Below are 26,321 nucleotides of genomic sequence, written 5' to 3'. Positions count from 1 at the left end.
TGGCGGCTTCTCAGGCAGCGGCCGTGAGCGCCTTCAGGGCCCTGTCCAGCGAGCCGCCCAGGTTGTAGCGCTGGCCCAGAGCGTGCACGGATGTGAGTCGCTCGGCATCCAGCGGATGCAGCGTCCCGTCGACCTCCGGCAGGTCGACCCGCTCCCCGACGACGATGGCGGGCATCGCACGGGCGAGGTACTCGGTGGACGCCGTCAGCTTCATCCGCACGCTGGGCGAAAGCGCCACGGATGGATCCGCCGCCGCCGCGAGGATCCCGTCCAGGTCGCCGAACTCCCGCAGCAGTCCCGCGGCGGTCTTCTCGCCGACGCCGGCGACCCCCGGCAATCCATCCGATGGGTCTCCGCGCAGTGCGGCGAACGCGGCGTACTGGCGAGGCGAGATGCCGTACTTGGCTTCGACGACGGCATCCGTCACCAGCTCGAGCTTGCTCATGCCACGCGCCGTGTAGATGATGCGCACGCCGGCGGCGTCGTCGACGAGCTGGAACAGGTCGCGGTCCCCTGTGACGACGTCGACGGCCATCGACCCGGACGGCCGGTCCGAGGCGCGGCGGGTGAGGAATCCGATGATGTCGTCGGCCTCCGCCTGTTCAGCACCGACCACGGGGATGCCGAGCTCGCCCAGCAGCCGGCGGATCACCGGCACCTGCGGCACCAGGCCCGCCGGCGTGTCCTCCACGTCGACGCCGCCCGGATTCAGTTCGGCCACCCGGTGCGCCTTGTACTGCGGGATGAGGTCCACCCGCCAGCGCGGGCGCCAGTCGTCGTCCCAGCACGCCACGAGTGCCGTCGGCTCGTAGTCGGTGACGAGCTTCGCGATGATGTCGAGCAGTCCGCGGATGCCGTTCACCGGCATCCCGTCCGCATCTTTCACGCTGTCGGGCACGCCATAGAACGCGCGGAAGTACAGGGAAGCGGTGTCGAGCAGCATCAGTCGGCCCATGCGCTCGATCTTCGCACCCACCGGTGACGCGTGGGGGCTCGCCCCCTTTTGTCCGCCGGAACGTCTGGCACGACGGCCACACACCTTCTTGCTTTTGAGTATCATTATCAATAAGAGTCGACGTCAGTCGCGTCGTCGTCGCTCGTCTGCCGCACTTCCGCGGCGATCGGTGCCGGATCGGAACCGATCCGGCCACTCACGCGGCTTAGACAAGGTTCCCCCTTCATGAAGCGTTCCGTCCTGACGCTGTCCGCCCTCTCATCGGTCGTCGCTGCGGCCCTTCTCCTCTCCGGATGCTCCGCGTCATCCGCCGATCCCTCCAGCCCGAAGACCGGCCGCATCGCCGTCGTCGCTTCCACCAATGTGTGGGGCGACATCGCGAAGAAGGTCGGCGGTGGCGAGGTCGCCGTGACGTCGATCATCGACGACCCCGACAAGGACCCGCACGAGTACCAGGCCAGCGGGCAGAACCAGCTCGCACTCTCGAAGGCCGAGGTGGTCGTGGTGAACGGCGGTGGATACGACGACTTCGTCAGCGAGATGCTGTCGGCAGTGCACACGTCGCCCACCGTGCTGAACGCGGCGGACATCTCCGGCCATGACCAGCACCCGGCAGACGGCGAATTCAACGAGCACGTCTGGTACGACCTGCCGACCGTCGACAAGGTGGCGGACGAACTGGCGAGTGCCTTCTCGAAGGCACGACCGGCCGATGCGTCGACGTTCGATGCGAATGCGAAGGCATTCCGCGCTTCCGTCGCGCAGCTGCAGAACACTGAGGCCGACCTGAAGAGCCGGTTCGCCGGCAAGGGTGCAGCCATTACCGAACCGGTTCCGCTCTACATGCTTGAGGCGATCGGCCTCGTCGACAAGACGCCCGAGAAGTTCAGCGAAGCCATCGAGAACGACACGGATGTGGCACCCGCCGTCATGCAGCAGACCCTCGCCCTCTTCTCCAGTCGCTCAGTCTCACTGCTGGCGTACAACGAGCAGACGACGGGCGCGCAGACCCAGCAGGTGCTGGCCGCGGCGAAGGCGAACGCCATCCCCGTCGTCGGCGTGACGGAGACGCTCCCCGAAGGCAAGAATTACCTCGGCTGGATGCGCAGCAACCTCACGAACATCGGCGCGGCATTGGAGAAGGCGGCTTCATGACGAACAGCTCCGACAGCTCCCTCGACGTTCCGCGCGGATCCCTCGAAACCGTCCTCTCTCTGCGTGACGCGACGCTCGGATTCGCCGACCGCACGCTCTGGTCGGATCTCGACCTCGACGTGCACGCCGGCGAGTTCATCGCGGTGCTCGGCGCGAACGGATCCGGCAAGACCAGCCTGCTCAAGGTGATCCTGGGGCAGCAGAAGCTCCTGTCCGGATCCATCGAGTTCCTCGGCGAGCCGGTGACGAGCGGCAATCGCCGCATCGGCTACATCCCGCAACAGAAGCTCGCCGACGACGGCACGCCGCTGCGCGCCAGGGATCTCGTCGGGCTCGGCGTCGACGGACACCGGTGGGGCATCCCATGGCCGTCGAAGCAGCGGCGCAGGCGCATCGACGGTCTGCTGGAGGCCGTCGGCGCCTCGTCGTACTCCAAGGTGCCGGTCGCGACGCTCTCCGGTGGCGAGCAGCAGCGGTTGCGCGTCGGGCAGGCTCTCGCCGGCGATCCGCGGATGCTGCTGTGCGACGAGCCGCTCCTCTCGCTCGACCTCACCCACCAGCGCGCCGTCAGCGAGCTCATCGACCGTCACCGGCGTGAGCGCCAGCTCGGCGTACTGTTCGTGACGCACGATGTGAATCCCGTGCTCGACCTCGTCGACCGCGTGCTCTACCTCGCCGGCGGCAAGTTCCGCATCGGGACACCGGATCAGGTGCTGCGCAGCGAGGTTCTCAGCGAGTTGTACGGGTCGCCGGTCGACGTCATCCGCACGAGGGGCCGCATCGTGGTCGTCGGCACGGCGGATGCCCCTGGCGGGCATCCCGACGGACCTCACGCCCACCACGACGAGCAGCACGACCCGTCGCACGACACCGAGGGAGTGAGGACGATCCTGTGATCCATCTGGACGCAGCCCCCGGCTGGTGGGGCCAGATCTTCAACTTCACGGATTACGGCCAGCTGCTCGTGCTGCTGCACAACTCGATCCTCGCCGGGGCGATGCTCGGCATCATCGGAGGGCTGATCGGGGTGTTCGTCATGTCGCGGGACATGGCCTTCGCGGTGCACGGTATAAGCGAGCTGTCGTTCGCCGGAGCATCTGCCGGCCTCTTGCTGGGCGTCGGCGTGGTCGAGGGGTCGATCGTAGGGTCTCTGATCGCCGCGCTCCTGATCGGGCTGCTGGGCTCGCGGGCGCGGGAACGCAACTCGATCACGGCCGTCCTGATGCCGTTCGGACTCGGGCTGGGCATCCTGTGCCTCGCGCTCTATCCAGGACGTTCCGCCAACAAGTTCGGACTGCTCACCGGGCAGATCGTGGCTATCGACAACCCCCAGATCGGCGCACTCCTGGTCATCTCGATCATCGTGCTGGTCGGCCTCGGCGTTGTGTGGCGTCCGCTCATGTTCGCCAGCACCGATGCCGATGTCGCGGCCGCACGCGGCGTGCCGACCCGTTCGCTTTCGATCGTGTTCATGCTGCTGCTGGGGCTCGCGGTAGCGGTCTCGGTGCAGATCGTCGGTGCCCTGCTCGTGCTCTCGATCCTGGTCACGCCGGCTGCCGCCGCGCTGAAAGTGTCGTCGTCGCCGCTCTGGGTTCCTGTGCTCAGCGTGGTGTTCGGCGTGGTCTCGATGGTCGGCGGCATCATGCTGGCACTCGGCGGCAGCGTGCCCATCAGTCCCTACGTGACGACCATCTCTTTCCTCATCTACGTGGTCTGCAGACTGATCGCGTGGGGCCGCAAGCGCCGAGGAGTGAGCGGACGGCGGATGCCTGTGGCATCCGTCCAGGCGCCGCTCGCCGCCTCGAGACCGTCGGTCGCGACAGACCCCACCCCGGTCGCGGAGCCCGTGGAGGCGTCATGATGGACGGACGATCGGGGGTGCAGCGATGAAACGGAACACCTGGCAGCGCGAGGCCGTGCGCGAGGCGTTGTCGTCCAACGACGGATTCGTCAGCGCCCAGAGCCTGCACACCGAGCTGCGCGAGCACGGATCCCCCATCGGCCTGGCCACGGTCTACCGCGCGCTCTCCGACCTGGCGTCAGAGGGCGAGGCGGACTCGCTGCAGTCGCCGGAGGGCGAGGCGCTGTACAGAGCGTGCTCGACCAGCGGGCACCACCATCACCTGATCTGCCGCCGTTGCGGGCTCACCGTGGAGATCGCGGCGGACGACGTCGAGCAGTGGGCGCAGCGCGTGGCATCCGAGCACGGCTTCACGGATGCGCGCCACGTGGTCGACGTCTTCGGTCTGTGCGCGGCCTGCGCGGCATCCGCCTCCGACCACTGACCCGCGCCGCTCACGCCACCTGCCGCCCACCCCTGCCGCCTACGGCGCCGGCTGGCCACGGCGCCAGCTTGCACAGTCGCGTCCCGCCCCAGTCGCGTCCTGCCCCGGGCGCCAGCCTGCCCAGTCGCGTCCTGTCCTCGTGGGGTGAAAACAGCAGGGATCGCGCTCTCGCGTCGAGAACAGCAGGATTCCTCCGGTTCTCGGCCACATCTCCTGCTTTCGGCGCGCACCCGACGCACCGCACTGGCCGGATCGGGCCGCTCGGACGACACCGATTTGGGTACCGGCGGCGTGTCGCGTAGACTTGCCGTTTGTCTGCGCGGACTCCTCTGCGCAGTTCGCACACACAATCCCCCTCGTCGCGAAAGCGTGAGTCGTTGTGTGCGCCGACAAGAGATCTTGGGAAGGGCATCCGCCCTTCGGTACTGATGGAGGAAATCATGGCAGCTGTCTGCCAGGTGACGGGAGCTGTGCCCGGTTTCGGGCACACCATCTCGTTCTCGCACAAGCGCTCGAAGCGCCGTTTCGACCCGAACATCCAGAGGCGCACGTACTACGTGCCGTCGCTTCGCCGTAAGGTCACGCTGAATGTCAGCGCCAAGGGCATCAAGGTGATCGACGCCCGCGGTATCGACGTGGTGGTCAGTGAGATTCTGGCCCGTGGGGAGAAGATCTGATGGCCAAGCAGCAGGACATCCGCCCGATCATCAAGCTTCGTTCGACGGCCGGCACCGGTTACACCTACGTGACCAAGAAGAACCGCCGCAACGACCCCGACCGTCTCGTGCTGAAGAAGTACGACCCCATTGTGCGCAAGCACGTCGAATTCCGCGAGGAGCGGTAGAAGCATGGCCAAGAAGAGCAAGATCGCGCGCAACAAGCAGCGCCAGGAAGTCGTGGACCGCTACGCCGAGAAGCGTCTCGAGCTGAAGAAGGCCCTCATCAACCCGAACTCCACCGACGAGGAGCGCGAAGCCGCTCGCGTCGGCCTGCAGAAGCTGCCGCGCAACGCGTCGCCGGTGCGCCTCCGCAGCCGCGACGCCGTCGATGGCCGTCCGCGTGGTGTCCTCACCAAGTTCGGCATCTCCCGTGTTCGCTTCCGCGACATGGCGCACCGTGGCGAGCTGCCCGGTATCACCAAGTCGAGCTGGTAAGCAACGCCCAGCAGCCGGTTCGTCCGGCGTAGTGCTTCGAAAGGGGCGTCGTCCTGAGGGACGGCGCCCCTTTGGCATGCGCCCGGACGAAGCGATGACGCACCTTTGCTTGTGCATAACTCCGCCGGTTCTGTGTATAACTCGCCCAAGAACGGTGGATAGCTCTCCAGAACCGCTCCAAATGGCCTCTGAAACCCCAGAAATCCGCGGAATTCCGCGGTTTCTTGGTACTTTGAGGGCGGTTCGCGGACCTGTTCGCGAACCACTCCATGCGGCTCATCGCCGCTCATCACCAAATCGCTGCTCAGCAGCAGAACGTCCGAGGAGGACACTCAATGGCTGACAAGTCGCTGAACAAGACCGAGCTCGTGGCGGCGGTCGCCGCGTCGACCGGTCAGAGCCAGGCCGCCGTGGGGGCTGTGGTCGACGCTTTCTTCGCGACCATCGCCGAGACCGTCGCAGGCGGGGGCAAGGTCACCATCCCGGGCTGGCTCGCCGCCGAGCGCACGTCGACGGCCGCGCGTACGGGCCGCAACCCGCAGACCGGTGCCGAAATCAAGATCCCGGCAGGCCACCGTGTCAAGCTGACCGCGGGCAGCAAGCTCAAGGCTTCCGTCAAGTAGCCATCAGCGCCTGACAAGGGGATGCCGGTTCGCCGGCATCCCCTTTCTCGTGCCCCCAGCACCAGCGGCGTGCGCGTCCCGCCTCCGGACCCGCGACTCGCCTCCTATCCCGCTGCGATATCCGACCGCGCCGCCGGCGCCGGATCACCCTCGCCGAGCCACCGGTCTGTCGCCGAGCACCAGCCAGTTGCCGAGCCACCCGCTTGTTTGCGCGAGTGCCGGGGTGGCTGGGCAGCACGAGGTGGCTCGCAGTACAGGGTCAGGCGCCATCCCGTCGTGTCGACTCTCCGTCCACACGGCTGCGGACCACGGATGTCTGCACACGGCCATCCGGTCACGTCGGGTGCCCAGGTCCAACCGCCTACGCTTGTCTGGTGAGCAGAGTTCAGCGCGTGGCGGGCCCCGTCGCCCTGGTCGTCTTCGCGCTGCTCGCCATCATCGCGGCGCTCGCGTACGGCGGTGCGGCATCCGCTCCCGCGCTGCTGGATCCGGGTCCCGTCGTGCGCTGGGGACTTCCGGTCGCGAACCTCTTCGTCAACCTCAGTGCGGCGGGCATGATCGGTGCGCTCATCATGGCGTGCTTCGCGCTCAGCCCTGAGAAGCCCGAGTACGACAGGGCGATGGATGCCGCGGCAGGCTCCGCCGCGATCATGACCGTCGCGAGTGCGGTCACCGGCGTGCTGACCTATCTGGATGTCACGGGGTCGGCGCTCTCCCTCGACCAGCAGTTCAGCGACGGGATCAGCCAGTTCGCCACGCAGATCGCGATCGGGCAGGTCTGGCTCGCGATCACCTTGATCGCCGCCGTGACGACCGTGCTCTGCTTCGCGGTGCGCAATCACACGGCTGTCGCATTCGTCGCGATCGTGGCCCTGTGCTCCCTCATCCCGATGGCGCTGAGCGGTCACTCCGCAGGGACCGCCGGACACGACCAGGCCATCACATCCCTCGGCCTGCACCTCGTTTTCGCTGCGATCTGGCTCGGCGGGCTGCTCACGATCGTGCTCATCCGCAAGTCGTTGAGCGGAGACCGTTTGGTCGCGGTGCTCGAGCGGTTCTCGACTCTGGCGATCGTGTCGTTCGTCGTCGTCGCGTTCTCCGGCGTCATCAACGCAGACCTCCGCATCGGGACGCTCGAGAACCTCCTCACCTCCTACGGTGTGCTCGTGCTGGTGAAGGCGCTCGCTCTCGTCGTGCTCGGGCTGTTCGGCCTGTTGCAGCGTCGTTACCTCATCGGCCGGCTGAAGCGCACCGGCAGCAAGGGACCGTTCTGGTGGCTCGTCTCCTGCGAGCTCGCCTTCATGGGCATCGCGTCCGGTGTCGCGGCGGCCCTCGCGCGCACCGCGACGCCTGTCGCCGACGTCCCGGTCAGTCAGCCGACACCGGCCGAGGTGCTCACCGGCGAGCCCCTTCCTGCTCCAGCGACCCTCGCGCACTATCTCTTCGGCATCAACATCGATCCCCTGTGGCTGATCGGATGCTGCTTCGCCCTGTTCTTCTACATCGCAGGCGTCGTGCGGCTGCGTCGTCGCGGCGACCGGTGGCCCATCGGACGCACGATCGCGTGGGTGGCCGGGATCATCCTGCTGCTCTGGGTCACGAACGGCGGCATCAACGTCTACGAGAAGTACCTGTTCTCGAGCCACATGCTGGCGCACATGCTGCTCACCATGGCCGTGCCGGTCCTGCTCGTCCCCGGGGCGCCCGTCACGCTGGCGCTGCGCGCCATCGTGAAGCGCACGGACGGTTCCAGAGGCGGTCGCGAGTGGATCCTCCTGGTCGTGCACTCGAAGATCGCTGCCTTCCTGACGCACCCCATCACCGCCGCCGTGCTCTTCGCCGGTTCCCTCTGGGTCTTCTACTACTCGTCCCTGTTCAGCTGGGCCACGACCGACCACATCGGTCACGAGTGGATGATCGTCCACTTCCTCATCACCGGATACCTGTTCGCACAGTCCCTGATCGGCATCGACCCGGTTCCGTACCGCTTCCCGTATCCGCTGCGGCTCGTACTGCTGCTCGGCACGATGGCGTTCCACGCCTTCTTCGGCCTGTCGATCATCACCGCCAATGGGCTCTTCCTGGCCGACTGGTACGGCGCCATGGGGCGCACCTGGGGTGTGACGCCCATGGCCGACCAGCAGCTCGCCGGCGGCATCGCGTGGAGCATCGGCGAGATTCCGACGGTGGTGCTCGCGATCCTCGTGGCCATCCAGTGGAGCCGCAGCGACGCGAAAGAGACCAAGCGTCGCGACAGGCAGGCGGATCGCACGGGTGACGCGGAGCTCGCGGCCTACAATGCGATGCTGCAACGCATGGCATCCACCGGCGCGAACGGCGCCGAGGGGGCGGTATCCGCCAGGGGATCCGATGCGTCCCAGGATGTCGCAGGAACGCCTGCAACCACGGGGGCATCGGCGCCCTCCAGTGCGGATGCCACCCGGGAGCCCCAGCGTTGAGCACGGCCGCGACCGCGGTCGCGTCGGCGCACGAGCACGAGGAGCCACGGGGTTGAGCAAGCTGAGGCTGACGGCCGAGCAGGCCTCCGTCTACGACGCCATCGAGAACACGAGCGATCACGTGTTCGTCACCGGGCGAGCCGGCACAGGCAAGTCAACGCTCCTCAACCACCTGAGCTGGAACACCAAGAAGCAGCTCGTGATCAGTGCTCCGACCGGCGTAGCAGCGCTCAACGTCGGCGGGCAGACCATCCATTCGCTGTTGCGTCTGCCCATCGGCGTCATCGCCGACCACGACCTCGACCAGCCCCGCGAGCTGCTCAGCCTGTTGAACTCCATCGACACTCTCGTCATCGACGAGGTGTCCATGGTGAATGCAGACCTGATGGATGCCATCGACCGTGCCCTCCGGCAGGCCCGCCAACGCAAGCTCGAACCTTTCGGCGGTGTGCAGATCGTGCTCTTCGGCGATCCGTACCAGCTGGCACCGGTGCCGGGGGATGCCGAAGAGCGGGCGTACTTCGCAGACAACTACCGGTCGATGTGGTTCTTCGACGCGAAGGTGTGGGACGAGACATCCCTCCATCGCTTCGAGCTCACCGAGATCCATCGACAGCATGAGCTCGACTTCAAGTACATGCTCAACGCCGTGCGCCACGGACGTGTGACGAAAGAGATCGCCGATCGCCTCAACGGCGTCGGCGCGCGTCCGAAACCCGACGACGGCACCATCACCCTGGCCACCCGCAACGACACAGTGGCCCGCATCAACGCGTCGGCGCTGGCTCGGCTCCCCGGACGTGCGTTGACGGCGAAGGCCGAGGTATCCGGCGACTTCGGGCAGCGCAACTATCCCGCCGACGAGACCCTCGAGCTGAAGGTCGGAGCGCAGGTGATGTTCCTGCGCAACGACACCGGCCAGGGTGGCGAGCCGCCGCGGTGGGTGAACGGGACGATCGGCACGGTCGTCCGCATCGACGCGAACGTCTTCGTCGAGGTCGACGGCGACGTGCACGAGGTCGAGCCCATGGTGTGGGAGCGGTACAAGTACACCTACAACCCGCTCACGAAGAAGCTGACGAAGGATGTCGCAGCGGAGTTCACGCAGTTCCCGCTGCGACTGGCCTGGGCCGTGACCATCCACAAGTCCCAGGGCAAGACGTACGACAGCGCCATCGTCGACCTCGGCGCTCGCGCGTTTAGCCCCGGACAGACGTACGTCGCCCTCAGCCGGCTGACCTCCCTGAACGGCCTCTACCTCAACCGGCCGCTGCGTCCGAGCGATGTCATGGTGGACCGCGACGTCGACCGCTTCATGCACGGCGAGAAGTAGCACCGAGACCGGTCTCGGGTGCACCGGATCGGAGTCGGCGATCCGAGCGGTGCACGCCAAACGTGCGGGAACAGCCATGAAGCGATCCCCGACGTGCAGCACAGCCAGGACTCTCGCCGAAAGGCCAGCGCCGATGTGGTCTGACCACACGATCTCCCCTGTCATCACAACGGATGATTTCTTCTCCGATGTTGCCTTCTCGTTACCGCCGCCTACGCGATATCGACAGGCGTCCGTTTAGTCTGAAAGACAGGACCGGGGGGACCGCAGGGGGCGTTTGATGTCAGGACTTCGGGGGCGCACGCGTCGCTCCACGCTGATCGCGGCGGCCGTGGCCGTCGTGCTCGGGGCATCTGCGTTCCTTTCCGGATGCACCTCGCAGACGAACGCACCCGTACCGTCGCAGGCCTCGGTGACGTTGCCGGCAGACGAGGCTGCTGCCGTCAAGAAGGCGGTCACGGATGCGATGGGCTCGACCGCGGCATCCGGTGCGATCGTCGGTGTCTGGGCACCATGGGCCGGTTCGTACACGGCAGGAATCGGAACCACCACGGCGAAGGGTAAGCAGGCGGTCACGTCGGACATGGCGTGGCGCGTGGGATCGGTGACCAAGCCGATGACGTGCACGGTGCTGCTCTCCCTTGTGCAGAAGGGCAGGGTTGCGCTCGACGATCCCGTGACCAAGTATCTGCCGCGGCTCGTCGGCGTCGACGGGCTCACCCTCGGCCAGCTCTGCCAGAACACGTCGGGTCTCGGTGACTACACGAGCGCGCTCAACCCGCAGTTCGTCGACAATCCGCAGCGCCCCTATGTGCCGATGGAACTGGTCGCGAGCGGTCTCGGCGAACCGCGCACCGGCACACCGGGACAGGCCTGGTCGTATTCGAATGCCGGCTTCATCCTGCTCGGCATGGCGCTCCAGGCCGCGACCGGCGAGGACTGGACGACGCTGTACCGCAATGAGGTTTTCCAGCCGCTTGGCATGAGCTCGTCCTCGCTGCCGGCCGGAACGAGCATCCCGGGATCCGCGTTGCACGGCTACGCGACCTCGCTCGATGCCGTGACCGGAAGCCCGGCATGCGGCACGGTCGTTGACGACACGCAGGTGGCGCCGACAGCGACCTGGACCGCGAGCGGCGTCGTCTCGACACTTAGCGATCTGAAGACCTTCGCCCAGGCGTTCGCGACGTCCTCACTGCTGCGCGGCGACGCCAAGAAGGCGGCATGGAAAACCGTGCCGATGGGAACGACGGTCGCCGGCTGGCAGACCTACGGCATGGGAGGGCTACAGCTCGGGCCGATGCGCGGCCACGACGGGAGCGCGCCGGGCTTCATCACCTCGATGCTCAGCGATCCGGCCTCCGGGCTCACGATCGTGGTCATGCTGAACGACTCGACGTCCGGTGCCGCGTACGCTCAGGCCCTCGCGATGCAGCTCGCGGCCATCGCCACGACGTTCAAGCCCGTCGAAGGGCGCAAGGCTCCGACCATCACGCTTCCGTGGAACGCGGATGCCGCTGCTGCGTCGCTGAACCAGCTCGCGACCTGCCGTCCGGCCGGTGCTCCCCCGGCTCCGACTCCGACGCCGGAGCCCACGCCGCCGCCCGCCGTCTACCGTCCCCTCCCGTCGAACTGATCGAGGCCCGCTTGGTGCGGATGCGTCTCAGCGTGGCGCTATCGTCGATGCCATGCCGATCGTTCCCGAGACCAAGAGCTGGACCTGGGTGCTCGAGCGTCCCTGCCCCGAGTGTGGATTCGACGCCAGCACCGTTCCGTTCCGCGCCATTCCGCGGCTCACTCGAGAGAATGTGGCCGCCTGGATGCCCGTGCTCGAGCGCGACGACGTGCGTGTGCGTCCGAACGAAACCACGTGGTCGCCGCTGGAGTACGCAGCGCACGTGCGCGACGTGTTCGGCGTGATGAGCGGCCGTCTCCAGTTGATCCTGGATCAGGACGATCCCGAGTTCGCGAATTGGGATCAAGACGCCGCCGCCGTCGCCGAGCGGTACGGCGAGCAGGATCCGGCCGTTGTGGCCGTGCAGCTGCGGGACGCCGGCCTCGCCATCGCGGATGCCTGGGAAGCTGTCCCAGACGACGTGCTCGGCCGGTCGGGGCGCCGCAGCGACGGATCCGTCTTCAGCGTGGAGTCGCTAGCCCGGTACTACATCCACGACCCGGTGCACCACCTGTGGGATGTTTCCCACGGCTGATTCGCTCAACCAGCGGCGTCGGGCTCAACCGGCGACTCGGGCTCGGCCTGGTGCGCCGCGGATCATCCGCAGAGCGACACACCCGGCGATGTGAGAATGACGGTGCGGTTCTGTTCCGCGAGAGCGTCCGAGTAGGTGCCGGTGGCGTCCGTCTCGGGTTTGAACCCGCACCACTGGTGTCCGACTCCGGCGGTCGCCAGCAGGGACGCAGGGACGCCGAGTGACGTGAGGGCCTGCTTGACGGCATCCGCTCGCTGTCTCGAGAGCGCGAGGTCTGCGGTGTTGCTGGTCGCCTGATCTTTGGATGCCGTGCCGGTGATGGTCACGACCTGACCGTTCTGCTCGATCGAAGGGACCAGGGCCTCGAGCACCTTGGAGGCGGTCGTGGGATCCGAGAAGGTGGCGGTGTCCTTCACGAAGAGCAGGTCGCTGTCGCGCACGATGATGGGCTGACTCCAGTCGGTCTTCGTGGCAGCAGCAGGGACGGGCACGGCCGTGACGGCAGGCAGTGCGTCTCCCGCGGATCCGGACGCCGGCTCGGGCAGCACGGACAGCGTGCCGCCCGCGGTCTTGATGATCGCAGCCCAGATGGATTCCAGGTTGCTGCGGGCAGTGATCGTGAGCGGCTGCTGGGATCCAGCGACGTCGCCGAGACCCGACCAGTAGACCGTGACGCCACTCAGATCCGTCGGCAGTTCGCCCTTGGACTTCAGATCGGACGCCACCTGCTGCGGCTCGGCCGAGAGCAGCCCCTTCACGGCGAAGTTCAGCGGATCGACGGTCTGCAATCCGTTGCCGACCACGAGCACGCCCATCGAGTTCTTGCCTAGGTTGCGCGCTGCCTGGTCGATGGCGTCGAGGAAATCGACCTCCGGCTTGGACGCCTTGAGCGCGTCGATGTAGTCCGTCACCTGGGCGAGCTTGTTGCGCTGGTCGCTCTTGCACACGATGTCGTCGTTGGCCGTCGAACCAAGAAGGGTGGTGCCGCGCGCCTCCGGCGTGCCCGAAGGGATCACGATCGTGACGCTCCCGTTGCTGGCTCCCGTCGCCTTCAGCTGATTCGCCGCGGATGCCGGCAGCTGCATCGCCGGTTCGTTCGCGGTGCTGCCGGCGACGACGCCCAGGTTCCGCTTGCTCGCCTGACTGCACGGTCCCGAGGCGGCCGACGACGAGCAGGCGGCAAGGGCGACCGCGACGAGGCAGGCCGCGAGGGCGGGAGCGACGAAGCGGATCGCGGATCTCACGTAAGAGTGTCCTTTCAATGGTGGGCGGGTCGTCACTCGGCGGACGCGGTCGATGGCGGGTCCCGCCGCAGTTGCAGCTCGTGGATGATCTGGCTGGTGCCCTGCGGATCCCGCAAGCGCTCGGCGAGCGTCGTCGCGAGCTGAGCCCGCAGCTCCTCGAGCTGGGCATGGAGCATCGTTTGCGCCAGCGCGTATCGCTGCAGATCCGCGGCGTTCTGCACAGCCTGCTGGGCGACGGCATCCGCTGCCTTGACCCGCTCGGCCACGAGCCGGTCGCGGTACTGGCGGGCACGCTGCACGCGGTGCCACCCCCGTTCGACGGCGGTGACCAGCGGACGGGTGGTGAGCCACGCGGCCACGAAGCTCAGGCATCCGGAGGTCACCAGCACGCCGAGCATGAGGAACGCCATGATCGTGTCGGGGGCAGTCCACGAGAAGCCTGCTGTGGTCGCGGACTGACCGGATCCGACGAGCCCGGAGAGGCCGCCGGAGTTCTGGCTGTCGATGCCTGCCTTGATCCGGGCGAGCGTGACGACGATCAGGATGGCGGCCCAGAGGATGCCGAGTCCGATGACCACCGGGACCCATCCGCGGGTCGTGATGCCGCTCTCGATGCGGCGGATCAGCACGGCGACCAGGTGCGGGATGGTGACGATGGCCGCCGAGATGCCCGCCGTGATGATGTACATCATGGCGCCGATGGATCCGTACTGACTGTCGTTGCGCAGCAGCAGCGTCAGCGTTTGCGAGAGCAGGTAGTAGTCGACGGCGATCATGCCGACGAGGAGCACGTAGACCAGCACGTGCACGAACGGCGAGAGCCGCCCGAGCCGCGGACCGCTCCGCGGCGGCTTCATGACGATGTCGCGAGCCATGAGATCCCCTTCATAGGCGATTGAGGTGCGAGCGATGCGAGCTCGCTCGTGTCGCCGAGTCGATCGAGTCGGTGAGCGGTGCAGCCGCGCTAGGCGTAGCTGTGGAACTGCGGGTCGCGGTCGGCGAGTTTGCGCTCGAGCATCAGTGCGTCGGCTTCCGCCTTGGCGAGGTCCCCGCTCGCGGAGCGCAGAGCGCCGTCCACGAGCTCGATGCGCGCCTTCGCTATCGTTTGCAGGGCCTCGCACGTCGATTCGTGCCGGGTGCGCTGCCTGGCGAGCTCGGCGAGCCCTGCTCGCTCGAACGCGTCGAGCTCGTGCTCGAACACATCGAGAGTCTCGACATCGAGCGACTTGCGCATGCGCCACAGCCGCCATCGCAGCTTGCGCGACAGGGCACTCACCTTTGGAAGGCGATACCCAACGGTTTCCAGGCCGAACGCGTCGTGAGTGTCCACCACCGCGACGACGGCTCCCATTCGGTCACGAGCCGACATGGTTCCTCCTTGCTCCGATCGGATGCTCCGATCGGCCCCCTTCAGCAGCCTGCGTCGGCCGCCGTGCTGTTTGCTGAAAACCTGTCTCCGAACCCGAAACCCGAACCCAAGCCCGGACGCGCGCTGCGCTCGCTCCGGGAACTCACGGTCCGCGCTGCTCCAGCGCAGCGAACAGGTCCGTGCCGTGCCACAACTCGAGTGCCCGGTGGCTGTCGTCGACCGTGAGCCACATCGGGCGGGTCAGCACAGGCGGCCGATCCGCGATGTTCTCCGCCGCCGGATGCTTGCGCCGCAGAGTGCCCCAGTAGATCGCGACCTTCTCATCCGAGTAGTCGAAGTATCGGCGGGCGCGCAGCCGCGCCACGGTGAACCGCGTATGGATCAGCGCCTTGAGGTGCGCCGACCTCCGATGGTCGCGCTGGATGCGGCGCTCGAGGCGGCGCAGATCCTCGTGAGCGGGGGAAGTGGCATCCTGCGCCACCTCCGCCGGCTGGTGCTGCAGGGCCGCCGCGCGCTCTGCGTACTCGCTCTGCTCGCGTCCGATCGTCTCGACGAGGGCTTCGTTCTCGGTCCACTGGACGCGCACGTCCGTGAAGAACCGCTGTCCCTCGCGCTGGGCGTAGGTCGCGGCGTGCGCCTGCAGCGCTTGGACTGTCGGTGTCGGATCGCCGACCGGCTCGGCTTCGTACGCGGCGCGGGGAACGCCAGCACGGGCGTCCCGCATTGCAAGGCGCCTGAGGCGGCCGCGCGTGAAGACCCCGACGCGTAGAGGCGCGCGCGGGGTTCGGGGTGGACGGAGTGCTCGGGCATCCGACACGGGATCCTCCTCTTCGTCTCGGTCCGGGCCGTTCCGACATCTTTCGTCGTGGCCCGGTGCTCGTTCGGAGGCATCGCTCGCGCCAGCCCCCATCGGCGTCGAGAGGTACACCGTAAGCATCGCCGGTGGCAGATCGCCGTGAAGCTCAGCAGACGCTGAGCGGATCGATATGCGCCGTTACCTTGCACCGCGTCGACTCCCGATCGTCACCCGGATTGGGGCATCAGCAAGCCCGAATGCCGCGTTTTCACCCGGAATGGGCCCTGGTCACTGCCGGATAACGGGTGCAAGATGGGGGTCATGAGTCACGTGCGCAGAGGGCATGTTGCCGGGGGGCTCGCCTCAGCGCTGGGTTCATGTGGGAATGCCAGGGGCGCGGATGCCGCGGGGGCCGCAACCGCGCCCACTGGCTCCCCTTTTCTGCGGCTGGAGCGGGGTGTTCCCGGTCGGAGTCGTGGCCATCGACGTCAGGAGCGTGGTGCTGAGGACGGCCTTCTGGCCGCCGGCGCCTCCTGGACCCCACCCGACAGTTGAAGGGGTCCGCCCGTCGCTCGGATGCGGCGGGGCCCGGCCGGCACGCCGCCATTCGGCCGAATACACGGTGTGCCGGCCAGAACTCCGTGCAGCTGGAGGCGAAGGCTCGGCGGGCCTTCGCCTCGACCCTCCCTATCGCACGGCCGTCACGCCGAAATCGGCGCGTCGGAACCGGCGATGGGGGCCCAGCGCCGACGCAGCTGCGCTGCGACGGAAGGTATCGCAACCTCTTTACAGCCATAAGGTGACACCATGACCAACCGAACGCCGGCCGGAAGGTCCGCGGATGCCTCGGGTGCGGCATCCGGCCAGAAGCGCCAACGTCCGCCGGCCGAGCTGATCGTGATCGTGGTGCTCACCTATGTGGCGGGTTTCATCGCGATCGGCGTGGGGATCCTCTTCATCCTGCTGCGATATGCCGTGGACAACGGGCTGCTCGGCGGATCCTTCGCCGTGACGTTGACGGGAGCGATCGTGATCCTGTTCGGCCTGTTCGTGATCGCGCTGGCCTCAGCCCTCACGCGCGGCAAGCACTACGCGCGCGTGCTCCTCACCGTCGCGATGGTGGTCGAGTTCGTGCTCGCCGTGGTGTCGCTCATCATCGACGGCACGTCGTACTGGTTCGAGATCGTGCTGATGGCCGTTGCCGTGCTGACAACTGTGGTGCTCTGGGTCGGACGAACCGGACGCTACTTCGACCACATCACCGAGCGGGATGCCGCCTCCCGCAACACCGGTCTGTAGGCAGCGCTTCAGTAGTCGCCGGTGCCGCCGAGGCGGCGCACGTAGCGGCGGTGGATGAACCTCACCACTTCGATCCCTGCGATGGCGAGCACGGAGAACCCGATCACGAGCACTGTGACGGTGAGCGATGGGTCCACGAGTCCGAGGAACTGGCGGGCGATCGGCACGGCGTAGACGAGGATGAGGCCGATCATCATCGCGCCGATGATCACGATCTTCCAGCCGTCGATCGGCCGCGACAGCACGACGAGCACCCAGAGGCCGACGATCGTGAGGATGAGCGTGGATCCCGTCCGCAGCTCGTCCTGCTCGATGTCCGCACCCGTCGCCGCCCAGGCGTACCACCAGAGCACGAGGCCGACGATGATGCCAGCGGGGATGGCGAAGCTCAGCGAGCGGCGCAGGAATCCTGGGATGTAACGCCGCATGTTCGGCATGAGCGCCAGGAAGAACGCGGGGATCCCGATCGTCAACCCGTCGATCACCGACAGCTGACGGGGCAGGAACGGGAACTGCATGATGCTGAGCCCGAAGACGATCGCAAGCACCGTCGCGTACGAGGTTTTGGTGAGGAACAGCATCGAGACGCGTTCGATGTTCGCGATCACCTGGCGGCCCTCGGCGACGACGCCAGGAAGGTGCTCGAACTTGCCGTCGAGCAGCACGATCCGGGCGACGGCCTTCGTTGCGGCGGATCCTGACTCCATCGCGATGCCGATGTCCGCCTCCTTGATGGCGAGGGCGTCGTTCACGCCGTCCCCGGTCATCGCGACCGTATGTCCCTTCGATTTGAGCGCCTGAACGATCGCCTTCTTCTGGGTCGGAGTCACTCGCCCGAACACGGTGTGCTCCTCCAGGGCGGCAGCGAGAGCGTCCTCGTTCTCGGGCAGTTCGCGCGCGTCGAATCCTGTCTCGGCATCCAGCCCGACCTCGCGGGCGATCGCGGCGACGGTCTGCGGGTTGTCTCCGGAGATGATCTTCACGGCCACACCCTGCGACGCGAAGTAGCCGAGGGTCTCGAGGGCATCCGAGCGCACGCTCTCCCTGAAGGTGAGCAGCGTGACCGGCACCACGTTCTGCGGCAGCGTCTCCTCCTCGATCTCGGCGGCGGACAGCGGCGACGGCGCGTATCCCAGCACGAGGGTGCGCCGTCCGGATGCCGCCAGCTGGGCCGACTGCGCCCGCAACGTCGCGTGATCCGCACCCTTGAACACCATCTCGGGGCCGCCGAGAACCCAGGTGCCTCGGGCATCCGACTCGAAGGAGACGGCGCTCCACTTGCGCGCGGACGAGAACGGGATCCGTCCGGCGGGATCGAGCGCGCCGTCGACCACGTAGGCCGCCGTCAGGCAGCGTGCCGTCGCATTGGCGTCCGGTTCCGCGCCGTACCAGGCGAGCACGTCGTTCCAGCCTTCGGGGGCGGCCTCCGTCACCGGATGCGCTTCGTCGAACACGATCTCGCCCTCGGTGAGCGTGCCCGTCTTGTCGAGGCAGATCACGTCGACTCGGGCGAGGCCCTCGACGGCGGGCAGCTCCTGCACGAGCACCTGGCGAGCAGCCAGCTTCACGGCACCGACCGCGAACGCGATGCTCGTCATGAGCACGAGCCCGAGCGGGATCATCGCGATCACGGCCGCGATGGCGTTCACCGCTGCCTGCCGCCAGTCGCCGCTCTCGATCGCCTGCTGCCACCCGCCGAACACGAACATCTGAGCGTTGAGCACGAGCAGCGCGACCGGTCCGATGATCCAGGCCTGGAACTTGAGCACTTTGTCCACGGACCGCCGCAGTTCGCTGGCGACGAGCGAGAACCGTTTCGCCTCGCTCGCCAGCTTGTTGGCGAACGAGTCGGCGCCCACCCGGGTGACGCGTACGACACCCTCGCCGCCGACCACTATCGAACCACTGAGCACTTCGTCGTCGGGCAGCTTGTCGACGGCATCCGACTCGCCTGTCAGCATCGACTCGTCGGCCTGCAGCCGCGCCGTGTCGAGCACGGCCCCGTCGGCGGCGATCTGGTCTCCAGCGCGGAGCACGAGGATGTCGTCAAGCACAACCTCCGCGGTCGTCACCTCGCGCAGCTCCCCGCCGCGCATCACGCGTGCGGTCGGCGCGTGCAGCAGCGCCAGCTTGTCGAGGGCGGCCTTCGCGCGGAACTCCTGTACTGATCCGATGATCGTGTTCGCGATGGCGCTCAGGCCGAAGAGCGCGTCCTGCCAGCGGCCGAGGATGAGCAGCACGGCGAAGCAGGCGACGATGATCCCGTTGAACAGCGTGAACACGTTCGCCCGGATGATGCTCCACGCCGACCGGCTGGTGGCATCCGTGTAGGCGTTCGTACGCCCGTCGGCGACGCGCTGCGCGACATCCGCGTCGCTGAGGCCGAGCAGCTGGCCGGCCGTGTCCGTCATGGCGCCCCCGTCTGCCGAGCCGAACCGTGGTGCGCGGCATCCTGTCCGAATCCTCGGCGGATGCTGTGCAGTGCGAGCCTAATGGACGCGGGTGCGAGCGGACCTCGGGGTCACCGGCTCGCCCGTACCATCGTCACGTGAGCGATGAGCCGTCGGACGACAAGCGGATTCCCGAGCCGATGCCGCACGATTCGACGGCGGTGCCGGCGACCGCGGACGCGAAGGCGACGACAGTCGAGGCCTTCTTCAGCGCCGACCGGGCGAAGGCGTTCATCGACGCCGTCGTCGCCATCGCGATGACCCTGCTGATCCTGCCTCTGCTCGAGGCGATCACGAGCCTCGGATCGGAGGGGCACGCGAAGCCTTCGATCCCGGCCGCCTTGTGGTTCGACGGCAACTACCTGCTGCTCGTGAGCTTTCTGATCAGCTTCGCGGTGATCGCCATGTTCTGGATCAACCACCACCGCATGTTCGCCGGGGTGCGCCGCGTGACGACACCGCTGCTCTGGCTGAACATGGCGTGGCTGCTCACCATCGTGTGGTTGCCGGTTGCCACTGCGATGACGGGGATCCTGCACAGCGACGACGTGCTCGTGCTCGTGGCTTACATCGGCACGATGGCGCTCACCAGCCTGCTCGCGCTCGTGCAGGAGCTGTACCTGCGCGCGCATCCGGAGCTGCACGACATCCCGGAGCACGCCTTGTTGCGCGGATTGGGAGCCAGCCTCGCGATGACAGTGCTGTTCCTGATCAGCCTCGGGGTCGCCATCGTGTTCCCAGTGATCAGCTACTTCGCGTTGTTCCTACTGTTGTTCACCGGCGTGCTGCGGGGGCCGTTCGCGCGGCTGTTCGGGGCGCGACGAGCTAGAACGGCTGGTTGAGCGGCGGATCATCCCGCACACAAATGGTCTCGTCAGCACCCGAGGGACACCGCCGAGACCATGAGAGCCGATGACGGGAATCGAACCCGCGCTGTCTGCTTGGGAAGCAGAAGTTCTGCCATTGAACTACATCGGCATTGCCTTGAAAACATTGGAATCGCGGTTGGTTACCCAACCTTGGTTCCCACATAGCTATGGCGTCCCCGTTGCGGGCGCCACAGCCATCCTACGGGTATCGGTGGGGCCGTGGGCGCGGGTCTCCTCGGCTACTTCGCCTTCGGCGGACCATCATCAGCGTGGCTTGACTGAAGTACTCCGCAGCCGTCGTCGTGCGGCCGAACGCTGAGATGGTGCGGTGCGGGTAAGTCGTTGCCCGCACCAATCTCTCAGGCCGTGGTGGCCGATTCGTCCTGCGCCTCGGTCGCGTCCAGCGCGGCGGCCGCGGCCCTTCGCCCCTCCTCGATGAGACGCGGCACGTCGGACATCGTCCATTGCGCCATCCGTGCCATGTCGGGCTGGATCAAGATGACCGACGAGTCCTCGACGAGTGCGGTCGAGCGCATCATCCGCACGTTCTCCCATTTCGCGTGCAGCTTCACGACGATAGTGCGGGTCGCTCCCAGTTGCTTCGTGGCGGAAACGGGCACGTTGTCCACGAGGCCGCCGTCTGCGAGGAGCATGCCATCTCGCGAGATCGGGGCGAGGATGGCGGGCACGGCAATGCTGGCTCGTAGGGCAGTGCTCAGCGGTCCCCTGTCGAGGACGACCACTCGACGGGTCCGCAGATCCGTGGCGACGGCACCGAAACGACGTTCGAGGTTTTCGATCGAGGGGTCCTCGCCGAGGATCCTGCGAAGGTTGACGCCGAGGACATCCGAGTCGAGCAATCCCCATCGAGGGCGGAGCGAGAATCCGGCGATGTCCCGCCATCGGAAGGCCGCCGCGCCGCGCGCGATCTCGGACAGGCCGATCCCCGCGGCGAAGGCGGCACCCACGAGGGCGCCGGAGCTGGTCCCGGCGACCACGCCCGGATCGAGCCCGCGGGCTGCGAGCTCTTCGAGCACCCCGATGTGAGCCGCGCCGAATGCGCCGCCACCGCTCAGCGCGAGCCCGAGAGTCGGATCGTTCACCATGTCATTCTCTGTCGCTCCGAGGACACGGCGCCGCAATTCAAGCCTGGGAGGGAACGATCCGAAAGCACCAATGGGAGCGCCGGGGTGATTTGCCATGGCATCTTGATGACGGAGTCCGGACGCCGACGCCTGCAGTGGTTCGGGTGGGATGAGTCATGCTCCCAGCCCACAGGACTCGATGTTGTCGGAGCGTATGCATTTCTGCCGTTCGCCCGGGTTCGGCGCGCTCCGACCAACAACCGAGCGACCGCATCGTAGACCCGGGGTTTCAGCGTCCGCGACGAACCGTCACCGCACCGCGACCCCTTCGATGTGGGGCTCCACGGTGCCCAGGATCCCCGGGGTCTCGAAGGCCCTCACCTGCACGGATGCGAAGCCGGCGGCGCGGATGGCGGATTCCGTATCGCGCGCTGGGTCGCATCCGTCATCGATGATCCGAGACAACGGAGCGTAGGCGCGCTGGAGGAAGCGGGTCCAGCTGCCGCGGGATCCGATGACGTGCTCGTAGAACACGAGCGATCCGCCTGGGCGCAGCACACGCAGCACCTCGGCGAGCGTGGCACGCTGGTCGCGCACGGAGCAGAGCACGGTCGAGGCGATGGCGGCATCCACCGATCCGTCGTCGAGCGGGATGGATTCGGCGCGGTCGGTGAGGTAGCGAGATCCGTTGCGCGCGGCGACTCGGGCAGAGAGCTCGACCCGGGCGTACCGTGCCGGCTCGAGAGCGATCCACGTCACCGACGCGTCGAGCAGGCCGGCGGCGACTCCGGTGCCGGCGCCCACGTCGAGCACCGTTCCGCGCAGCGCGGGCAGCGTGCGCGATCGCCAGCGATCACGGGTGTCCATCGCGTCGTCCATGCCTTCACGCTAGGCCGACCGGCTCGGGAGTGCGGATGACGGATGTCACGACTCGGGCCGTGACCCCGTCCCCGTCTCGGGCCGTGACCCCGTCCCCGTCTCGGGCGCCGTCCGTCGCGCCATCGCGCGGTCGTACAGCCAGGTGGCGGGAGTGGCCAGGAACACGAGGAGCAGCGCGAAGAAGTTGATCTCCGGGATGAAGACACCCACGACGAACGCCAGCAGGAACGACACCGCGTTCGCGGTCACGCCGAAGACCGCGCGTCCGGAGATCGGGTTGTCCTTGCGGGCGATCTCCGGATGCCGTCGGATCGTGACCGCCAGGAGCAGCAGCGCGATGCTGCTCAGCAGCATCGTTCCGATGTACCACGCGACCGTCGTCGGAGTCGTCTCGAACTGCGACAGCATCTCCGTCGGCAGCGGCAGGAACACGATGGTCAGCGCCCAGAACAGGCTGAGCACGAACAGCGACCTGTCGTACGAGGAGACGTGTTCGAACATCGAGTGATGAGCAGCCCAAAGCCGGGCGATTACGGCGAAGCTGAGCACGAATCCGAACAGCTGATTGAGGTTGGCGGCGATGAACTGGGACGCGCTGAGGTGACCGGCCGCGGCGGCAGCCGAGTCGACGAGCGGCAGGATCAGCAGAGTGATGGCGATCGCGGAGACGGCGTCCGTGAAGAAGACCAGCCGGTCCAGCCCCCGCTCCGTGCGCATGCCACAAGAGTAGAGGCCCGCACGTCGCGGATGAGCGCATACCGCGCACGAGCCCAGCGGCCGCGGCGGCCGAAACACTCACCCGGTAGTCTGGCGACGTGCTGCTCTCCGATCGCGACATCACGGCCGAACTCGACGCCGGGCGCATCGCTCTGGAGCCCTACGAGCCGGCGATGATCCAGCCGTCGAGCATCGACGTGCGCCTCGACCGCTTCTTCCGGCTGTTCGACAACCACAAGTACGCGTTCATCGACCCTTCGGAAGACCAGCCGGAGCTGACGCACCTCGTGGAGGTGGACGGCGACCAGCCGTTCATCCTGCACCCCGGTGAGTTCGCCCTGGGATCCACATTCGAGCGCGTGACGCTGCCTGATGACATCGCGGCGCGCCTCGAGGGCAAGAGCTCGCTGGGACGACTCGGCCTGCTCACGCACTCCACCGCCGGGTTCATCGACCCCGGATTCACCGGACACGTCACGCTCGAGCTCAGCAATGTCGCGACGCTCCCGATCAAGCTCTGGCCGGGCATGAAGATCGGGCAGATGTGCTTCTTCCAGCTGTCGTCGCCGGCCGAGAAGCCGTACGGGTCAGCGGCGTACAGCTCGCGGTACCAGGGTCAGCGGGGGCCGACGGCATCCCGTTCCTATCTCAACTTCCACCGCACGGATGTCAGCGGAACGACCGTCGGAGAGATCGCCGCCGAGCAGGTGGCCGCCTCGCGCGACGCGCATGAGGTCCCGGTCGGGCGGGAACCGGCATCCGACACCGTGAACCGGGGGTGACGACCATGGGCGAGCAGCCGGACCTTCCAGCGACACCGGATTCTGCCCCGGCTTCGGACTTCGCAGGTGCGCTGATCAGCAGCGCTGTTGCGCCAGAGCATCCCAACCGGATGACGCGATTCGGACAGCTCGTCGGTTCATGGCGGGTCCTCGGACGTCGCCTGGACGAGCATGGCGTCTGGGTCGACCGCGACTTCACCTGGATGGTGTCGTGGGTCATGGGTGGACGCGCCATCGAGGACATCGAGGTCGTCGCAACGGAGGACGGACCGCTGACGATCGCGGTCGCGGTGCGCGTCTACGACCCGGCGGCGGGCATCGTGCGGGTGAGCTACTTCTCCCCGGCGAACAACCAGTACGCGAACCTCGTCGCACAGGGGTGGCGCGACGGGGTTCGCCAGGACGGCACGCAGAACGACGAGCGGCCGATCCGCTGGAACTTCAGCGCCGTCTCCGACGACCACTACGAGTTCGACGGATGGGTGAGCGACGACGAGGGCGCGACCTGGACGCTCGTCGAACACCTCGAGGGGACCCGGCTGGCCTGAGCCCGCCGTGCGCCGGTCAGCGAGTGCGTCGGTTCCGCCCGGCCGCCCAGTCCGCCGAGCGACTGTCCTGAGCTCTCTCGGAGTGCGGGAGCGCGCCCAGTTTCCGTCGCGGCGCGCGTGTCCGGTGGCGAATCGGCCCCGTCCACGGTAGAAACGGCAAGGCATGGCATCTGGGGGGATCGCTTCGCTGACGTGGACTGAAAGGATTCCCCCTGTGAAGATCGTCAAGCGCGTCGTCATCATCGTGATCATCGCCTTCGCCGTCTTCTACGTCGTCGCACGCCCGCAGGATGCGGCCAACGCGGTGCAGGTCGCCATCGGCGCCGTGTTCGACGCCGGGCAGGCCGTCGTGAAATTCTTCACCGCTCTCGCGAGCTGATGCCCGCCGTCGACCCACGCACCGCGAAGCACCTCATCTCCGATCAGGGCGAGGTGGTGATCGACGAGGTGCGCAAGCACTGGGCCGCCCAGGTCGGTCCGGTGCTGGAGCTCGTGGCCGGCGTGATCGTGCTCATCCTGGCCGGCGTCGCCACAATGATCTGGATTCTCCTGGTGATCATCGCGGTCGTCGGGATCGTGCACGCGTCGTGGCGCATCCTCGACCGCAAACGCGACCATTTCGTCATCACGAACATGCGGGTGTTCCGCATCCACGGCATCCTCTCCGAGCACATCGCGACGATGCCGCTCGCGAGAATCCTCGACATCTCCGTCGACAAGCCGGTCATCGGGCGGATCCTGGGGTACGGCCACTTCATCTTCGAGTCGGCTGCCCAGGCGCAGGGGCTGCGGCAGATCCGTTACGTCGGCAAGCCGGACCAGCGCGGGCTGACCATCCAACGGGTCATCCAGAGGGCCGGCCTGCGCGGACACACCGACTGGTGGTCCGATGACGTCGACGGGGCGCAGGGCGGCGGCGCCGCTTACCCGCCGCAGCAGGTGCCGACGGTCACGGTGCGTCCGGCCGAGGAGTGGGACGACACCGCGGTGTACCCGCAGTACGACCCGGACGACACGGTCGTGTACCCCCGCTACGATCCGGACGAGACACCGACGAATCCGATTGACATCCAGCGGCCCTAGCGCCGGAACACGACAGCCCGGCAGGTGACAGGATGCCGTCATGACAGTCGCGATAATCGGGCCGGGCATGATCGGCGCCGCGCACGCGGGCGCGTGGCGCGCGACCGGCACCGAGGTCTCCTATCTCGTCTCACGGCGAGCGGATGCAGCGCTCGATGCCGCACCGAACGCTCGTACCGTGACCGATGTCGCCTTCGCGCTGGACGACCCTGACGTCCACATCGTGTCCATCTGCACGCCGACTCCGACGCATCGCGAGCTCGCCGTTGCCGCGCTCCGAGCGGGAAAGCACGTGCTGCTCGAGAAGCCGATGGCGTTGACCGTCGAGGATGCCGAGGCCATCGCCACCGTGGCGGAGGGGAGCGGCCTGATCTTGATGGTGGCGCACGTCGTACGGTTCTTCCCCGAGTACGAGCGGATGCGTCTGCGTGTGGACGGCGGCGAGGTGGGGCATCCGCTGCACGTTCGGGCGGAGCGGATGATCGCGCAGCCGCCGACGCCGTGGTGGTACGACGAGGACCAGTCCGGCGGGCTGGTCGTGGATGTCGGCATCCACGACCTCGACCAGGCGAACGTGCTGCTCGGCGCGCCGGTCACTGTGCGGGCGACGGCGTCGGATCCGCTCGGGCCGGTCGAAACCACTGTGCGGTACGCGGGAGGTGGCCTCGCCCAGGTGCTCAGTCACGCCCGGATGCCGGAGAGCCTCCCGTTCGCGACCTCGCTGCAGGTGATCGGAGACGGTGGGCTCGTGGCGATCCGCAGCGCGGATCCGCTCGAGACGGATGTTCCCGAAACGGCCTCCGCGTCGCACGCCGGAGCGGACGCCGTCGAAGCCAACCCTTACGCGAGGCAGGCCGCCCACTTTATGGAATGCGTGGCATCCGGTCGGCCGTCGACTGTGGCGCCCGTCGGCGACGCCGTGTTGGCTCTGCGCACGGCGCTCGCGGCGCGTGACTCACTGCGTGCCGGTGGCGGGTGGGTGAGCGTCGGGTAGGCCGCCGGTCGAGCTGGTCGAATCCGGTTCGG

28 protein-coding genes and 1 tRNA gene are annotated in these 26,321 nt (G+C 67.4%); 19 read left to right on the top strand and 10 right to left on the bottom strand.

All coding sequences use genetic code 11. The features are described from left to right. Window positions 1-10: 10 nt before the first annotated feature. Entirely contained in the window at window positions 11-943 is a 933-nt protein-coding gene (locus HII28_RS11365; protein WP_170026100.1) for a 5'-3' exonuclease, read from the bottom strand. A 237-nt stretch (window positions 944-1,180) separates the two neighbouring features. On the opposite strand from HII28_RS11365, the gene HII28_RS11360 reads away from it, so the two are divergent. The 12 genes from HII28_RS11360 (at window position 1,181) to HII28_RS11305 (ending at window position 12,174) form a co-directional block, all read left to right on the top strand. After that, complete coding sequence (locus HII28_RS11360; RefSeq protein WP_170025492.1) at window positions 1,181-2,110, top strand: zinc ABC transporter substrate-binding protein; 930 nt, start codon at window positions 1,181-1,183, stop codon at window positions 2,108-2,110. Further along, window positions 2,107-3,006: an ABC transporter ATP-binding protein gene (locus HII28_RS11355; protein WP_170025491.1), complete on the top strand. Its 900-nt coding sequence runs from the start codon at window positions 2,107-2,109 to the stop codon at window positions 3,004-3,006. Before HII28_RS11360 ends, HII28_RS11355 begins: the two co-directional genes overlap by 4 nt. Then, window positions 3,003-3,971, top strand: coding sequence for a metal ABC transporter permease (locus HII28_RS11350; protein ID WP_170025490.1), 969 nt, complete (start codon window positions 3,003-3,005; stop codon window positions 3,969-3,971). The genes HII28_RS11355 and HII28_RS11350 overlap by 4 nt, the downstream gene beginning before the upstream one ends. A 25-nt stretch (window positions 3,972-3,996) precedes the next feature. After that, window positions 3,997-4,395, top strand: a complete 399-nt coding sequence (locus tag HII28_RS11345; protein WP_170025489.1) for a transcriptional repressor — start codon at window positions 3,997-3,999, stop codon at window positions 4,393-4,395. A 440-nt stretch (window positions 4,396-4,835) separates the two neighbouring features. Continuing rightward, on the top strand, window positions 4,836-5,072 hold the full coding sequence (gene rpmB, locus HII28_RS11340; protein WP_170025488.1) for a 50S ribosomal protein L28: 237 nt from the start codon (window positions 4,836-4,838) through the stop codon (window positions 5,070-5,072). Further along, complete coding sequence (rpmG, locus tag HII28_RS11335) at window positions 5,069-5,239, top strand: 50S ribosomal protein L33 (protein WP_205864894.1); 171 nt, start codon at window positions 5,069-5,071, stop codon at window positions 5,237-5,239. The genes rpmB and rpmG overlap by 4 nt, the downstream gene beginning before the upstream one ends. A 4-nt stretch (window positions 5,240-5,243) precedes the next feature. Further along, window positions 5,244-5,549 carry a 30S ribosomal protein S14 gene (gene rpsN / locus HII28_RS11330; protein ID WP_170025487.1) on the top strand — a complete coding sequence of 102 codons (306 nt, stop codon included), beginning with the start codon at window positions 5,244-5,246 and terminating at the stop codon, window positions 5,547-5,549. 335 nt (window positions 5,550-5,884) lie between these two features. Continuing rightward, window positions 5,885-6,172 (top strand): HU family DNA-binding protein, encoded by a 288-nt coding sequence (locus tag HII28_RS11325; protein ID WP_146321257.1) that lies wholly within the window; start codon window positions 5,885-5,887, stop codon window positions 6,170-6,172. 374 nt (window positions 6,173-6,546) lie between these two features. Beyond that, a complete protein-coding gene (locus HII28_RS11320; RefSeq protein ID WP_346769276.1) occupies window positions 6,547-8,631 on the top strand; it encodes a cytochrome c oxidase assembly protein in 2,085 nt (694 codons plus the stop codon). Between the two features lie 52 nt (window positions 8,632-8,683). Continuing rightward, window positions 8,684-9,964, top strand: coding sequence for an AAA family ATPase (locus HII28_RS11315; protein ID WP_170025486.1), 1,281 nt, complete (start codon window positions 8,684-8,686; stop codon window positions 9,962-9,964). Window positions 9,965-10,244: 280 nt separating this feature from the next. Then, window positions 10,245-11,600 (top strand): serine hydrolase domain-containing protein, encoded by a 1,356-nt coding sequence (locus HII28_RS11310; RefSeq protein ID WP_170025485.1) that lies wholly within the window; start codon window positions 10,245-10,247, stop codon window positions 11,598-11,600. A 52-nt stretch (window positions 11,601-11,652) separates the two neighbouring features. Beyond that, on the top strand, window positions 11,653-12,174 hold the full coding sequence (locus HII28_RS11305) for a DinB family protein (RefSeq protein ID WP_170025484.1): 522 nt from the start codon (window positions 11,653-11,655) through the stop codon (window positions 12,172-12,174). A gap of 62 nt (window positions 12,175-12,236) precedes the next feature. Here the strand turns inward: HII28_RS11305 and HII28_RS20725 are convergent, their stop codons facing one another. The 4 genes from HII28_RS20725 to HII28_RS11285 all read right to left on the bottom strand — a co-directional run bounded on the left by HII28_RS20725 (window position 12,237) and on the right by HII28_RS11285 (window position 15,511). Further along, a complete protein-coding gene (locus HII28_RS20725) occupies window positions 12,237-13,418 on the bottom strand; it encodes an OmpA family protein (RefSeq protein WP_346769275.1) in 1,182 nt (393 codons plus the stop codon). 32 nt (window positions 13,419-13,450) lie between these two features. Then, the gene (locus tag HII28_RS11295; RefSeq protein ID WP_170025483.1) at window positions 13,451-14,293 is read right to left on the bottom strand and encodes a hypothetical protein; all 843 of its coding nucleotides are present in this window, start codon (window positions 14,291-14,293) and stop codon (window positions 13,451-13,453) included. Between the two features lie 89 nt (window positions 14,294-14,382). After that, on the bottom strand, window positions 14,383-14,787 hold the full coding sequence (locus HII28_RS11290) for a hypothetical protein (RefSeq protein ID WP_240977337.1): 405 nt from the start codon (window positions 14,785-14,787) through the stop codon (window positions 14,383-14,385). A 142-nt stretch (window positions 14,788-14,929) separates the two neighbouring features. Further along, complete coding sequence (locus tag HII28_RS11285; RefSeq protein WP_170025482.1) at window positions 14,930-15,511, bottom strand: hypothetical protein; 582 nt, start codon at window positions 15,509-15,511, stop codon at window positions 14,930-14,932. Between the two features lie 879 nt (window positions 15,512-16,390). Between HII28_RS11285 and HII28_RS11280 the strand changes: the two genes are divergently transcribed. Next, entirely contained in the window at window positions 16,391-16,882 is a 492-nt protein-coding gene (locus tag HII28_RS11280) for a hypothetical protein (RefSeq protein ID WP_170025481.1), read from the top strand. Between the two features lie 8 nt (window positions 16,883-16,890). On the opposite strand, the gene HII28_RS11275 is transcribed toward HII28_RS11280, so the two are convergent. Next, window positions 16,891-19,293: an HAD-IC family P-type ATPase gene (locus HII28_RS11275; RefSeq protein WP_170025480.1), complete on the bottom strand. Its 2,403-nt coding sequence runs from the start codon at window positions 19,291-19,293 to the stop codon at window positions 16,891-16,893. Between the two features lie 137 nt (window positions 19,294-19,430). Between HII28_RS11275 and HII28_RS11270 the strand changes: the two genes are divergently transcribed. Further along, window positions 19,431-20,174: a TMEM175 family protein gene (locus HII28_RS11270; protein ID WP_170025479.1), complete on the top strand. Its 744-nt coding sequence runs from the start codon at window positions 19,431-19,433 to the stop codon at window positions 20,172-20,174. A gap of 65 nt (window positions 20,175-20,239) precedes the next feature. Here the strand turns inward: HII28_RS11270 and HII28_RS11265 are convergent. The 4 genes from HII28_RS11265 to HII28_RS11250 form a co-directional block, all read right to left on the bottom strand. Beyond that, window positions 20,240-20,310, bottom strand: a tRNA-Gly gene (locus HII28_RS11265). Between the two features lie 250 nt (window positions 20,311-20,560). After that, window positions 20,561-21,307 carry a patatin-like phospholipase family protein gene (locus HII28_RS11260; RefSeq protein ID WP_170025478.1) on the bottom strand — a complete coding sequence of 249 codons (747 nt, stop codon included), beginning with the start codon at window positions 21,305-21,307 and terminating at the stop codon, window positions 20,561-20,563. A 288-nt stretch (window positions 21,308-21,595) separates the two neighbouring features. Next, on the bottom strand, window positions 21,596-22,165 hold the full coding sequence (locus tag HII28_RS11255; protein ID WP_170025477.1) for a class I SAM-dependent methyltransferase: 570 nt from the start codon (window positions 22,163-22,165) through the stop codon (window positions 21,596-21,598). 45 nt (window positions 22,166-22,210) lie between these two features. Beyond that, the gene (locus HII28_RS11250) at window positions 22,211-22,882 is read right to left on the bottom strand and encodes a TMEM175 family protein (protein ID WP_170025476.1); all 672 of its coding nucleotides are present in this window, start codon (window positions 22,880-22,882) and stop codon (window positions 22,211-22,213) included. Window positions 22,883-22,980: 98 nt separating this feature from the next. On the opposite strand from HII28_RS11250, the gene dcd reads away from it, so the two are divergent. The 5 genes from dcd (at window position 22,981) to HII28_RS11225 (ending at window position 26,289) form a co-directional block, all read left to right on the top strand. Beyond that, window positions 22,981-23,664, top strand: coding sequence for a dCTP deaminase (gene dcd, locus HII28_RS11245; protein WP_170025475.1), 684 nt, complete (start codon window positions 22,981-22,983; stop codon window positions 23,662-23,664). A 5-nt stretch (window positions 23,665-23,669) separates the two neighbouring features. Continuing rightward, a complete protein-coding gene (locus tag HII28_RS11240; protein ID WP_170025474.1) occupies window positions 23,670-24,212 on the top strand; it encodes a hypothetical protein in 543 nt (180 codons plus the stop codon). Window positions 24,213-24,426: 214 nt separating this feature from the next. Continuing rightward, complete coding sequence (locus HII28_RS11235) at window positions 24,427-24,591, top strand: hypothetical protein (RefSeq protein WP_170025473.1); 165 nt, start codon at window positions 24,427-24,429, stop codon at window positions 24,589-24,591. Then, window positions 24,591-25,295 carry a PH domain-containing protein gene (locus HII28_RS11230; protein ID WP_170025472.1) on the top strand — a complete coding sequence of 235 codons (705 nt, stop codon included), beginning with the start codon at window positions 24,591-24,593 and terminating at the stop codon, window positions 25,293-25,295. Before HII28_RS11235 ends, HII28_RS11230 begins: the two co-directional genes overlap by 1 nt. Before the next feature lie 40 nt (window positions 25,296-25,335). Continuing rightward, the gene (locus HII28_RS11225; RefSeq protein ID WP_170025471.1) at window positions 25,336-26,289 is read left to right on the top strand and encodes a Gfo/Idh/MocA family oxidoreductase; all 954 of its coding nucleotides are present in this window, start codon (window positions 25,336-25,338) and stop codon (window positions 26,287-26,289) included. Window positions 26,290-26,321 lie beyond the last annotated feature (32 nt).

The organism is Planctomonas sp. JC2975, assembly GCF_012985205.1.
Taxonomy (GTDB): domain Bacteria; phylum Actinomycetota; class Actinomycetes; order Actinomycetales; family Microbacteriaceae; genus Humibacter.
This window is presented reverse-complemented; position numbering and strand designations above follow the sequence as displayed.

Coding starts and splice junctions, on each gene's coding strand:
- HII28_RS11290 (WP_240977337.1), bottom strand. CDS start 14,787: ATGTCGGCTCGTGACCGAATGGGAGCCGTCGTCGCGGTGGTGGACACT.
- rpsN (WP_170025487.1), top strand. CDS start 5,244: ATGGCCAAGAAGAGCAAGATCGCGCGCAACAAGCAGCGCCAGGAAGTC.
- HII28_RS11360 (WP_170025492.1), top strand. CDS start 1,181: ATGAAGCGTTCCGTCCTGACGCTGTCCGCCCTCTCATCGGTCGTCGCT.
- HII28_RS11280 (WP_170025481.1), top strand. CDS start 16,391: ATGACCAACCGAACGCCGGCCGGAAGGTCCGCGGATGCCTCGGGTGCG.
- HII28_RS11345 (WP_170025489.1), top strand. CDS start 3,997: ATGAAACGGAACACCTGGCAGCGCGAGGCCGTGCGCGAGGCGTTGTCG.
- HII28_RS11230 (WP_170025472.1), top strand. CDS start 24,591: ATGCCCGCCGTCGACCCACGCACCGCGAAGCACCTCATCTCCGATCAG.
- HII28_RS11225 (WP_170025471.1), top strand. CDS start 25,336: ATGACAGTCGCGATAATCGGGCCGGGCATGATCGGCGCCGCGCACGCG.
- HII28_RS11255 (WP_170025477.1), bottom strand. CDS start 22,165: ATGGACGACGCGATGGACACCCGTGATCGCTGGCGATCGCGCACGCTG.
- HII28_RS11250 (WP_170025476.1), bottom strand. CDS start 22,882: ATGCGCACGGAGCGGGGGCTGGACCGGCTGGTCTTCTTCACGGACGCC.
- HII28_RS11355 (WP_170025491.1), top strand. CDS start 2,107: ATGACGAACAGCTCCGACAGCTCCCTCGACGTTCCGCGCGGATCCCTC.
- HII28_RS11295 (WP_170025483.1), bottom strand. CDS start 14,293: ATGGCTCGCGACATCGTCATGAAGCCGCCGCGGAGCGGTCCGCGGCTC.
- HII28_RS11310 (WP_170025485.1), top strand. CDS start 10,245: ATGTCAGGACTTCGGGGGCGCACGCGTCGCTCCACGCTGATCGCGGCG.
- HII28_RS11365 (WP_170026100.1), bottom strand. CDS start 943: ATGCTGCTCGACACCGCTTCCCTGTACTTCCGCGCGTTCTATGGCGTG.
- HII28_RS11305 (WP_170025484.1), top strand. CDS start 11,653: ATGCCGATCGTTCCCGAGACCAAGAGCTGGACCTGGGTGCTCGAGCGT.
- HII28_RS11260 (WP_170025478.1), bottom strand. CDS start 21,307: ATGGTGAACGATCCGACTCTCGGGCTCGCGCTGAGCGGTGGCGGCGCA.
- HII28_RS11325 (WP_146321257.1), top strand. CDS start 5,885: ATGGCTGACAAGTCGCTGAACAAGACCGAGCTCGTGGCGGCGGTCGCC.
- rpmB (WP_170025488.1), top strand. CDS start 4,836: ATGGCAGCTGTCTGCCAGGTGACGGGAGCTGTGCCCGGTTTCGGGCAC.
- HII28_RS11275 (WP_170025480.1), bottom strand. CDS start 19,293: ATGACGGACACGGCCGGCCAGCTGCTCGGCCTCAGCGACGCGGATGTC.
- HII28_RS11285 (WP_170025482.1), bottom strand. CDS start 15,511: ATGCGGGACGCCCGTGCTGGCGTTCCCCGCGCCGCGTACGAAGCCGAG.
- HII28_RS11240 (WP_170025474.1), top strand. CDS start 23,670: ATGGGCGAGCAGCCGGACCTTCCAGCGACACCGGATTCTGCCCCGGCT.